The following is an 11,794-nucleotide window of genomic DNA, read 5'->3' on the forward strand; positions in this document are numbered from 1 at the left end:
ATTCCCGCCTTTCAGCGCAAAGACAACCGCTGGTTTACGCGAGCCTTTTCTGCATCGAACGAAGCAGATGGAAGAAGCGCCAATTCAGGGACACAGCTGCCGCCGCCAGCCCGAGGACAAAACCGAACCAGACGCCGATGCCGCCGAAGTTCAACGGGAAAGCGAATGCCCAGGCGCAGAGGAAGCCGATCGCCCAATAGGAGATCATCGCGAGAATCATTGGTATCGTCGTATCCTTGAGACCACGCAGCATGCCCGCGGCAATCGCCTGCAACCCGTCGACCAACTGGAATGCGCCGGCGATGACGATCAACGGACCGGCGAAGGCGAGGACCTCCGCCGCATCCGCCCGGCTCGTGTCGAGATAAAGCGCGGCGAGTTGATGGGGAAAAAGAGCAAAGATCGTGCTGCCGACGGCGGCAAAGGCGCAGCCGAGGACGAGTACGGCGATGGCAGCCCGCTTGACACCCAGCATGTCGCCGGCTCCGTAGGCCAGGCCCACGCGCACTGTGCCAGCCTGCGCAAGACCGAGCGGAATCATGAATGCGATCGAGGCAAACTGGAGCGCGATGCCATGAGCGGCCAACTCCTTCGTGCCGATATTGCCCATGAGCAGCGATGCGGCCGTAAACAGGCTCACTTCGGCAAGGATCGTCAAGGCGATCGGAACGCCGAGATAGATGACCTCGCGGAAAGCCGGCCAGTCCGGTCGCCAGAAGCGCACGAAGAGTTCGTATTGGTTCAGCTCCGGGCGGCTGCGGATGTAAGCGATCGCGAGTGCGGCGCCGAGCAAGGCGACGCCGAGGGCCGCGAGGGCGGCGCCGAAGATGCCGAGCGCCGGAAAGCCGAAATGCCCGTAGATCAGCACGTAGCAAAGCAGCGCATTGAGAACGAGTGTTACAAGCGTCACGTAGAGAATTATACCCGCCCGCTCCAAACCGCTCAGGAACGCCCTCAGCACCATGAAGATGAGGCTCGGAAAAATAGCCCACTGCGCGATATGCAGGTATTCCCCGGCGAGCTTCGCGACTTCCGGCTTTTGGCCGGCAAAGAGAAGAATAGGTTCCGCCATCCAGAGGAGCGGCGCTGTGAGGGCGCCGTAGAGCAGCACGACCCACATCCCCATCCTCACCGAGCGGCGGACGGAAACCTTGTCGCCGCGGCCCTGTGCCTGCGCGGCCATCGGTACCACGGCGTTGGCAAAGCCGCTGCCAAAGATGAAGACCGTGAAGAAGGCCTGGGTCGCAAGGATGATCGCGGCGAGCTCGGTAGCGCCCAGCTTCCCGACCATCAGCACATCGGTCGTATTGATCGCCAGTTGCGCAAGCTGCGCGCCGATGAAGGGCACCCCGAGATAGAAGCTCGCACGATAGTGGTTGCTCCACGAATTGTCGTTCTGCAGCTGCATTTGGCTCGTGTTCGTGGTCAGCATGGGAAAACCTGGCTCCAGATCACGTTCATGACTTTGGACGCATCCAAAGTCGTAAACGTCATCGCTTTGAAAAAGTTAGAGTGGGATGCGGGCGGAAGACCGCTCACATTTTCCTCATCCCGTTCTGTTCCGGCAGATCGGCTGCAAACTCGGTGGAAGAACTACCCGAGATAGAGCAGCACCGAAGAAAGTACCAGCGGGAAAGGCCTGACTGCTCAATTTTTCATCGAACGATCAAGAAATTTGATCAATTTGAAGGCGTTGCCTTTCTTAGGCCTGTGTCGGCTTCGGCACACCCTCCCGGAATGCCTTGTGAGGAACAGGCCGCACGCGCAGCAGGAAGACCGTTAGGCCTGCGACAATGAGGCAGCCCGCCAAGGCGTAGGGCGCACCGGAGAACGAGTACACCGCTGCCGGGCTCGTGAAATATCCGAAGATCTGCGTAAAGATCAGCGGCCCGGCGATTGTCGTGATGCTGGAAATGCTGGTGAGCGCCCCCTGCAATTCGCCTTGGGCCGACGGCGGGACATGCGCCGATGCGATACTGCGCAACGGCGGATCCGCCAGGCTTTCAAGTGCAGTCGCGACGATGACGGCATACACCATCCATCCCTCCCACGCGGCGGCATAACCGGCCATTCCGAGCGCGGTGAATACGAGACCGAGCGCAGCCGTTCGCCGTTCGCCGAACCGCGTCACGACGTGCGGCAGGACGACGGCCATGACAAACGCTCCGCCCACGCCGAAGATTCCGAGCGACAATCCGATCTGCCCCTCACTCCACCCATAACGATAAGACGAGACGAACGACCAGACAGCGGGGTAGACCGCATGGGCCAGCCAGTAGAGAAAAAAGACAAGACCAATCCAGCCGATGCCGGGATAGTTGCGCATCTGTTTGAGCGCGCCAAGCGGGTTGGCGCGCCACCACTCGAAGCGCCGCCTGTTTGTGCGGTCAAGAGTCTCGGGCAGAAGGAACAGACCGACAATGAAATTGAGGAACGAAAGAGCGGCGGCGCCGTAGAACGGTACTCTTGGGCCCAACTCACCAAGGAAGCCGCCGATGACTGGACCGAGCGCAAAGCCGGTGCCGAAGGCGATGCCGATCAATCCGAAATTTTTTGCTCGATTGCTGTCGTCGCTGATGTCGGCGATGTAGGCCGACGCCGTTCCGAAGCTCGCACCGCTAATACCGGCGAGGATGCGCCCGATGAAAAGCATCCAGTAGCTCGTTGCAAGCGCACAGATCAGGTTGTCGATCGCGAAGGTGAGAACGGAAGCAAGCAGGATCGGTCGCCGGCCGAAGCGATCGCTCAAGTTGCCGATCAGCGGCGCGAATAGAAACTGCATCGCCGAATAGACGAGCAGCAGCCAGCCGCCGTCGATAGCCGCTTCGCCGATGTTGGCGCCGGTCAGTTCCTCGAGATAGGTCGGCAGCACCGGCACGATGATGGCGATGCCCATGATGTCGAGAAAGAGGATGAGAAAGACGAGAAATAGTCCGCGCCGCACGAATTTCCTGTCGAGCATGAAGCCCCTCCCCGCTGTCCATCGCCAGTGTGGAGACAGAACGTGAACGACGTCACCAATTAAGGTGTATCGCATTGTCAAAAACGAAACAATGCGTGAACATTTCAAAGTTTATGATCGAAGCTATCTCGTCCGCTGATGCTTCTTGCTTGCGGCGTTACTGCTCCGAACGCCGCTGTTCCGCCTTCAGGAAATCGACGAAGGCCCTGAGCGGTGCCGGCATATGACGACGGCTGGCATAGTACAGGAACGGGCCTGGGAAACTGGTTGTCCATTCGTCGAGAATTGGCACGAGCCGCCCTGCCTTGATCTCCGGTGCAAGAAATTCCTCGAACGTTCGAATCACTCCGAGACCGTCAACCGCTGCGCCGACTTCGAGATCGATTGCGTTGGCCAGTATGACCGCAGGCGGTGCGATGGTCAGGGCGGCATCGCCTTCTCCAAACTCCCACGTCAAGGCAACGCCGCTTGGGAAACGGTGACGGATAGCGGTGTGTTCTAGAAGGTCGCGGGGGTGTTGTGGCATGCCATGCCGAGCAAGATAATCCGGGGCAGCGGCGGTGACGTAACGCTGCACGCGCGGGCCGATCGGGATCGCGATCATATCTCGCTCAAGTCGTTCCTCGTAGCGCACGCCGGCATCGAAACCGGCGGCGAGAACATCGATAAAGCCATCCTCTGCTGTCACCTCCAGCGTAATTGCCGGATTGTTCTTCAGGAACCGACCGACAAGTGGTGGCAGGATTTCGCGGGCGACGATTGTCGGCACATTCAGCCTGAGCGCACCCGCAGGGCTGTCACGGAGGCTGCCCACCTGATCGAGCGCTCCGGCGATCTCTCCAAGCGCCGGTGACAGGCGTTCAAGCAGCCGCATCCCCGCCTCCGTCGGCGTGACGCTGCGGGTCGTGCGATTGAGCAGTCTCACGCCAAGCCGCCCCTCCAGCCGCCGCAGCGCTTCGCTGAGCGCAGAGGCCGACACGCCGCGCTTGCGGGCAGCGGTACGGAAACTGCGCTCCCGCGCGACCGCGGCAAAGGCATCGAGATCCGCAAGCGGGAGCTCATTCATTGTACAAAATTCCGGACAACCTGTTTTGTTTGTCTCCGATTATCGCACAGTGTGACCTGAAGTAAACATGGCGGCGAACGAAACAGCCGACAAAGGCTTTCATCGAAGGAGTGTGAGATGAATACGGTTTCCCTTGGAAAATCCGGTCCGATGGTTTCGGCAATCGGCCTTGGCTGCATGGGGATGTCGGGCATGTACGGTCCGTCCGACCGTGCGGAAAGCATCGCTACCATTCATGCCGCGCTCGATGCGGGTGTCACCTTGCTCGACACCGGCGATTTCTACGGCATGGGTCACAATGAGATGCTGATCGGCGAAGCGCTCAAGGGTCGCAATCGCGATCAGGTGCAGTTGAGCGTGAAGTTCGGCGCGTTGCGAGACGCTGCCGGCGCGTGGATCGGTTACGACGGGCGGCCGAAGGCCGTACGCAACTTCCTTTCCTATACGCTGCAGCGCTTAGGCGTCGATTACATCGACATTTATCGGCCGGCCCGCCTCGATCCCGATGTGCCGATCGAGGATACCATCGGTGCGATCGCCGATATGGTGAAGGCTGGCTATGTTCGTCATATCGGCCTTTCGGAAGTCGGCCCCGACACGATCCGGCGTGCGGCGACTGTCCATGCGATCGTCGATCTCCAGATCGAGTATTCGTTGATCTCTCGCGGGATTGAGAAGGAAATCCTTCCGATATGCCGTGAGCTTGGTATCGGCGTCACGGCCTATGGCGTTCTATCACGCGGCCTGATCAGTGGCCATTGGCGGAAGGATGCGGCACAGCCTGGTGATTACCGCGCCGTCAGCCCCCGTTTCCAGGAAGGCAACGTCGATCGGAACCTGGCCCTCGTTGAAGCTCTGCGCCGCGTAGCAGACGCAAAAGGCGTTACCGTCGCGCAGATAGCCATCGCCTGGATTGTCGCGCAAGGTGCCGATATCGTGCCGCTTGTGGGTGCGCGGAGCCGGGACCGGCTTGCCGAAGCGCTCGGCTCGAAGGCGGTTCGCCTCGATGCGGACGACATGACGGCGATCGAGCGTGCTGTGCCGAGAGATGCTGCGGTTGGTGCCCGTTATCCGGAGGCGCAGCTTGCGCATCTCGATAGCGAGCGACACGGCTGAACGGAATTGTCCGGGCCGGCCCTAAGCGGCCGGTCCGGGTACCTCAATCAGACGGATCCGGAGAAGGTGTCGCAAGCTGACATCTGGCCACTGTCAAAGCCGCGCTGGAACCATTTCATCCGCTGCTCCGAGGTGCCGTGGTTGAAGCTTTCCGGGACCACATAGCCCTGCATGCGCTTTTGCAGCGTGTCGTCGCCGATCTGTGTGGCGGCGTTCAGAGCCTCTTCGAGGTCGCCCCGTTCCAGCAGGCCCTTCTGCTCGGTGTATTTGCCCCAGATTCCGGCGAAACAATCGGCCTGCAGTTCGACGCGGATCGACATCTGGTTTGCCTCGACCTCGCTCATGCGCTGTCGCATCTGGTTGAATTTCGGCAACACACCGATCAGGTTCTGCACGTGATGGCCGACTTCGTGAGCCAGCACATAGGCCTGGGCAAAATCGCCGGCGGCCTCGAACTTCTGAGCGAGTTCGTCGAAGAAGCTCATGTCGAGATAGACCTTGCGGTCGCCCGGGCAATAGAACGGGCCAGAGGCGGCGGAGGCAAAGCCGCAGGCCGAACGGACGGAATCGTTGAACAGCACCAGCTTCGGTTCCTGATACTGTTCGCCGCTCGCCTGGAAGATACCGTTCCAGGTGTCTTCAGTTTCGGCGAGCACCGTCGCCATGAAGGCTTTCATCTCTTCTTCCTCGGCCGAGCCCTGTGGCACCCGCGAACCGTCGCTCTGCTCGAAGCCGGGCATGTTCACCTGCCCACCGCCCTCCAGGACCTGGAGCATGTCGATGCCCATCGCCCGGAGCACGAAATAGAGAATGACGAGAAAGATGATCGTGCCGAAGCTTAAACCCCCGCCGGCGCGACGCATGCCACCTCCGCCCGGCAAGCGGAACCCGCCGCCGCGGCCAAACGGGCTGCCTCCGAGACCGCCTCCGCGGCCCGCTCCACGCTGGTCTTCAACGTTTCCGGATTGGCGGCGGCCCTTCCATTCCATGATCTTTTCCTCCAGGCGTCGCATCGGTGCTTAATGCATTGAATGATTTATATGCCCGAGCGACGATTCTTGTAAAACGCTATCGCGGCGGTCTCGTTTCATCCGGTTGGCCTTTTTTCGTCCCGGCGACCGATCGCGGTTGCTTGAAGCCGGGTCCAGCCGTGCCGGGAATCCGCTTGCCCTTCCCGTCTCCCATGCTCGTCCCACGGGTATGCAGACGGCTATCGCAAATATGTTCGCTTTATTGTCGATTCAGAAATTTTCGGGGTTCCGCTTGCAGAAACATTTGCCTATAAGCCGCTTCTAGCCTGAAAAGACCATAAATGCGCGCCCCGGCCGGTGACCTCCCACCCTGGCCGGTTTTTCGCGCAGCTAGAAACGGATGAGAGCCCATGCCGAAGCGCCAAGATATCAAATCGATCCTCATCATCGGCGCGGGGCCGATCGTCATCGGCCAGGCATGTGAATTCGACTACTCCGGCACCCAGGCCTGCAAGGCGCTGAAGGAGGAAGGCTACCGGGTCATCCTGGTCAACTCCAACCCGGCGACGATCATGACCGATCCGGGACTGGCGGACGCGACCTACGTTGAGCCGATCACGCCGGAAGTGGTGGCCAAGATCATTGCCAAGGAACGCCCGGATGCGCTCCTGCCGACGATGGGCGGTCAGACGGCGCTCAACACGGCGCTTTCGCTGCGCCGCATGGGCGTGCTCGACCGCTACAATGTCGAGATGATCGGCGCCAAGCCGGAAGCGATCGACAAGGCGGAGGATCGCGCCCTTTTCCGCGAAGCGATGGCGAAGATCGGTCTCGAGACGCCGAAGTCTCGGCTTGCGAATGCGACCGACATCAAGGACCAGGATCGCAAGGCGCACGAGGCGCAGCGCGCGGCGCTGAAAGCGCGGCTTGCCGGTCCGGAACTCGACACGGCGCTCGACGAACTGGAGAACCAGTGGAACCTCGGCGAAGGCGACCGCAAGCAGCGCTATCTCAACCACGCCATGGCGATTGCCGCGCAGGCGCTCGACGATGTCGGTCTGCCCGCGATCATCCGCCCCTCCTTCACGCTCGGCGGCACCGGCGGCGGCATAGCCTACAACCGCTCGGAATTCTTCGAGATCGTCGGCAGTGGCCTGGATGCGTCGCCGACGACGGAAGTCCTGATCGAGGAATCGGTTCTCGGCTGGAAGGAATATGAAATGGAAGTCGTCCGCGACAAGGCGGACAACTGCATCATCATCTGCTCGATCGAGAACATCGACCCGATGGGCGTGCATACGGGCGACTCGATCACGGTTGCGCCGGCGCTGACCTTGACCGACAAGGAATACCAGATCATGCGCAACGCCTCGATCGCGGTGCTGCGCGAGATCGGAGTCGAGACCGGCGGATCGAACGTCCAGTTCGCCGTCAACCCGGAAAACGGCCGACTTGTGGTCATCGAGATGAACCCGCGCGTGTCGCGCTCCTCTGCGCTGGCGTCCAAGGCAACCGGCTTCCCGATCGCGAAGATCGCCGCCAAGCTGGCGATCGGCTACACGCTGGACGAATTGGAGAACGACATCACCGGTGGCGCGACGCCGGCGTCCTTCGAACCGTCGATCGACTATGTTGTCACGAAGATCCCGCGTTTCGCCTTCGAAAAATTCCCGGGCGCCGAGCCGACCCTGACGACCGCGATGAAGTCGGTCGGCGAGGTCATGGCGATTGGGCGCACTTTCGCCGAATCGCTGCAGAAGGCGCTGCGCGGTCTCGAAACGGGGCTCACCGGTCTCGACGAGATCGACATTCCGGACTTCGACGAGAACGGCGACGGCCGCAACGCGATCCGCGCGGCCATCGGCACGCCGACGCCGGACCGGCTGCGCATGGTCGCCCAGGCGCTCCGCCTCGGCATGAGCGAGGCGGAGGTGCACGAGGCCTGCAAGATCGATCCGTGGTTCATCGCGCAGTTCAAGGCAATCGTCGACATGGAGGCGCGCATTCGCGAGCACGGCCTGCCGCAGGACGCCGAGAACCTGCGCATGCTGAAGGCGATGGGCTTCTCGGACGCCCGCCTTGCGACGCTCACGGGCAAGCGCCCGAAGGAGGTGGCGGAACTTCGCAATGCGCTGAACGTCCGCCCGGTCTACAAGCGCATCGATACCTGCGCGGCGGAGTTCGCGTCTCCGACTGCCTACATGTACTCGACTTACGAAACGCCCTTCGTCGGCGCCGCGCGCTCTGAAGCCCAGGTTTCCGAGCGCAAGAAGGTCGTCATTCTCGGCGGCGGGCCGAACCGCATCGGCCAGGGTATCGAGTTCGACTATTGCTGCTGCCACGCGGCCTTCGCGCTGAAGGACGCCGGCTATGAAGCGATCATGGTCAACTGCAATCCGGAAACGGTCTCGACCGATTACGACACCTCCGACCGGCTCTACTTCGAGCCTCTGACGGCGGAAGACGTTATCGAGATCATGCGCGCCGAACAGGAAAACGGCACGTTGCACGGGGTCATCGTGCAGTTCGGCGGTCAGACGCCGCTGAAGCTGGCGGAGGCCTTGGAAAAGAACGGCATTCCGATCCTTGGCACGGCTCCTGACGCGATCGACCTCGCCGAAGACCGCGACCGCTTCCAGAAGCTCTTGATGAAGCTCGATCTCAACCAGCCGAACAATGGCATTGCCTACTCCGTCGAGCAGGCCCGCCTCGTCGCCGCGGAAATCGGCTTCCCGCTCGTCGTGCGTCCGTCCTATGTTCTCGGCGGCCGCGCCATGCAGATCATCCATTCGGAGAGCATGCTGCAGACCTATCTGCTCGACATCGTCCCGGGGCTCGTGCCGGAGGACATCAAGCAGCGTTATCCCAACGACAAGACCGGTCAGATCAATACGCTGCTCGGCAAGAACCCGCTGCTTTTCGACAGCTATCTGACGAATGCAACCGAAGTGGACGTCGACTGCCTCTGTGACGGTAACGAGGTCTTCGTCTCGGGCATCATGGAGCATATCGAGGAAGCTGGCATTCACTCCGGCGACTCCGCCTGCTCGCTGCCGGTTCACACACTCGACAGTGAGCTTGTCGACGAACTCGAACGCCAGACGACCGCGCTTGCCAAGGCGCTAAATGTCGGCGGCCTTATGAACGTGCAGTTCGCCATCAAGGACGGCACGATCTACGTGCTCGAGGTGAACCCGCGCGCGTCGCGCACGGTTCCCTTCGTGGCAAAGACCATCGGCGCGCCGATCGCGAAGATTGCCGCACGTGTCATGGCGGGCGAAGCGCTGGAGACGGCGATTGCCGCCTATGGCCAAAAGCCTGATCCGCGCAATCTGAAGCACATCGCCGTCAAGGAGGCGGTTTTCCCCTTCGCTCGCTTCCCCGGCGTCGACACGCTGCTCGGACCGGAAATGCGTTCGACCGGCGAAGTCATAGGCCTCGACACGGATTACGCGCTCGCTTTCGCCAAGTCGCAGCTCGGCGCGGGTGTCGATCTGCCGCGCGATGGAACGGTCTTCGTGTCCGTTCGCGATGAAGACAAGGTGCGCGTGCTGCCGGCAATCCGCGTTCTCGCAGACATCGGCTTCAAGGTCATGGCGACCGGCGGCACGGCACGCTTCCTCGGCGAGCACGGCATTGCCGCGACCAAGATCAACAAGGTTCTCGAAGGCCGGCCGCATGTCGAGGACGCAATCCGCAACCGGCAGGTCCAGCTCGTCATCAACACGACGGATGGCAACAAGGCGATCTCCGACTCGAAATCGCTCCGCCGTGCAACCCTGATGCAGAAGGTGCCCTACTACACCACGATGGCCGGCGCCGAAGCGGCGGCACTTGCAATCAAGGCGCTGAAGGCAGGAAATCTCGAGGTCCGTCCGCTGCAGAGCTATTTCTGATCCCGACTTGAATATGCGCGCCCACAAAAACGGGCGCGCATATTCAGACTTCAGGCGGGCTGGCGCGCCCTCTCTTCATTCGCTGGAACGGTTTGCGTGATCAGGCGCAGGGTCCTGATTCCGAAGTAGAACGACAGCACGGCGATTGCACATCCCACCGCGAAAACGGCAAGCATCGCATCGCTGATCGCGGCACCCCTTGCATTTTCGCCAAAGCCACGAGCGTTTGCAACCAGTCCGAAGAATGCCGCTCCGATCGCATAACCCGCGGATTGGAGCGTCGGCAGGAGTGCAGAGGTCTTGTCCCGTTCGTCAGGCGGCGACACCTCCATCAACAATTGGCTCAACGTTCCCCAGCAAAGTCCGAAGCCGGCGCCGATTGCGAACTGACTCGGAAAGACCACCCAGAAGTAACCGCCGCCGACCGAGAGCGTCAGCAAGGCAAGCCCGATGCTGAGCAACAAGGGGCCTGTCCAGGTCAGCGCTTCGCGCAACTCTCGCGCCCGCAGACTGGCTACGAAAACGGCGGTCAGGCTCCAGGACATGGCCATAACGGCGTTGGCGAAACCTGCCGCGGTGGGTCCAAGATCCCAGAGATGCTGCAGGGCGTAGACCAGGTAGACCGAACCGCATGCCTGTGCCAGCGGCATCAGCAGCACCACCCAAAGGCCGGTTCCAAGAGCGCTGTTCGTGGCGAACGCGTCCGAGGGCATCAAAGCGTGATCGGATCGCCGGTCGATCTGGACGGTGGCGTAGAGAATGACCGTTGCTGACAGAAGCAGGGTGGCCATCGCGAGTTCGTCTTCCACCGTGTTCGAGATCGAGATCAGCAGGATTCCGGCGCCAACTGCGACCACGCGCCCGATGGGAATGCGCGTCGTGTTCGAAGCGGACTTTTCGCTGGGCGGCACGATCGCCAAAGCAAGGGCGATGAATATCGCCGCCGCTGGCACATTGACGAAGAAGGCCGCCCTCCAGCTCCAATATTCTGTCAGCGCTCCAGCGATCAGCGGTCCGGCGAAAGCGGCCGCAGCCCAGACGATGGCTTCGGCGCCGAATACCTTCGGGACAAGGCGCGGCGGGAAAAGCTCTGGTATCAGAGCATAGCAGACCGCAGCGATGATCCCCTCGCCCAACCCTTGAAACAGCCGCCCGACGAGAACGGTCTGCATGTTGCTTGCAAACGTCGCAATGAGAGTCCCGGCGACGAAGGCGAATGCAGCGGCCACAAGGACGTTGCGTGCCCCGAACCGTGACTTCAAGTTGGCCGCCAGGGTACCGCCGAGGATTGCGAAAACGAGATAGAGCGTAAAGGCCCAGGAGAGCAGCGCAGCACCGCCGAACTCCACGACGGCCGTTGGCAGAGATGTCGAAACGAAGAATCCGTTAAATGCAAAAAGTGCCACACCCAGGCAGAGTGTTGTCGTGGCCGTCAGGTGCCCAGGTCTCAGCAACTCGCGCCAGCCGGATGCATCTTGCCGCGATAAACCGCCCCCGGACGTTTCCTTGTCTTCGACTGAGGTCATTTTTTTGCACTTCCTATGCACAACATTGGGAAGCGGAACTGTTACAACCTCAACCGCAGTTGAGGTAAAGTCGCTTTTTGTCGCCGCGTTTGTTTTGTCTTTGGCAGCCCCGCAGCACGCAGGGCGTGGGGCGAAAAATCTGGCAATGGCAATTGGCTTTCTGCTATAAGTGCCGTTCGGATGTTTCGGACGGTTCCGACGCTTACGCGCCGGAGACCGTTTTCTTTTGCGTTGGCGCTGCCGAAAGGTGGCGCCGC

At 61.2% G+C, this 11,794-nt stretch carries 7 protein-coding genes; 2 read left to right on the forward strand and 5 right to left on the reverse strand.

Annotated elements, in window-relative coordinates:
• Nucleotides 1-34: 34 nt before the first annotated feature.
• From ILFOPFJJ_RS23685 to ILFOPFJJ_RS23695, 3 genes are all read right to left on the reverse strand, one after another.
• Nucleotides 35-1,432 (reverse strand): MATE family efflux transporter, encoded by a 1,398-nt coding sequence (locus ILFOPFJJ_RS23685; RefSeq protein WP_173512981.1) that lies wholly within the window; start codon nt 1,430-1,432, stop codon nt 35-37.
• Nucleotides 1,433-1,702: 270 nt separating this feature from the next.
• Nucleotides 1,703-2,962, reverse strand: a complete 1,260-nt coding sequence (locus tag ILFOPFJJ_RS23690) for a TCR/Tet family MFS transporter (protein WP_173512982.1) — start codon at nt 2,960-2,962, stop codon at nt 1,703-1,705.
• Between the two features lie 157 nt (nt 2,963-3,119).
• On the reverse strand, nt 3,120-4,028 hold the full coding sequence (locus ILFOPFJJ_RS23695; protein WP_173512983.1) for a LysR family transcriptional regulator: 909 nt from the start codon (nt 4,026-4,028) through the stop codon (nt 3,120-3,122).
• A 117-nt stretch (nt 4,029-4,145) separates the two neighbouring features.
• Here ILFOPFJJ_RS23695 and ILFOPFJJ_RS23700 point away from each other — a divergent pair, with 117 nt between their 5' ends.
• Entirely contained in the window at nt 4,146-5,144 is a 999-nt protein-coding gene (locus ILFOPFJJ_RS23700) for an aldo/keto reductase (protein WP_173512984.1), read from the forward strand.
• Nucleotides 5,145-5,191: 47 nt separating this feature from the next.
• On the opposite strand, the gene ypfJ is transcribed toward ILFOPFJJ_RS23700, so the two are convergent.
• The gene (ypfJ, locus tag ILFOPFJJ_RS23705) at nt 5,192-6,133 is read right to left on the reverse strand and encodes a KPN_02809 family neutral zinc metallopeptidase (RefSeq protein ID WP_173512985.1); all 942 of its coding nucleotides are present in this window, start codon (nt 6,131-6,133) and stop codon (nt 5,192-5,194) included.
• Nucleotides 6,134-6,525: 392 nt separating this feature from the next.
• Here ypfJ and carB point away from each other — a divergent pair, with 392 nt between their 5' ends.
• A complete protein-coding gene (gene carB / locus ILFOPFJJ_RS23710; protein WP_173512986.1) occupies nt 6,526-10,011 on the forward strand; it encodes a carbamoyl-phosphate synthase large subunit in 3,486 nt (1,161 codons plus the stop codon).
• A gap of 50 nt (nt 10,012-10,061) precedes the next feature.
• On the opposite strand, the gene ILFOPFJJ_RS23715 is transcribed toward carB, so the two are convergent.
• On the reverse strand, nt 10,062-11,537 hold the full coding sequence (locus ILFOPFJJ_RS23715) for an MFS transporter (protein WP_173512987.1): 1,476 nt from the start codon (nt 11,535-11,537) through the stop codon (nt 10,062-10,064).
• Between the last annotated feature and the right edge of the window lie 257 nt (nt 11,538-11,794).

Origin of the sequence: Sinorhizobium psoraleae (assembly GCF_013283645.1) — a bacterium.
Taxonomy (GTDB): Bacteria; Pseudomonadota; Alphaproteobacteria; order Rhizobiales; family Rhizobiaceae; genus Sinorhizobium; species Sinorhizobium psoraleae.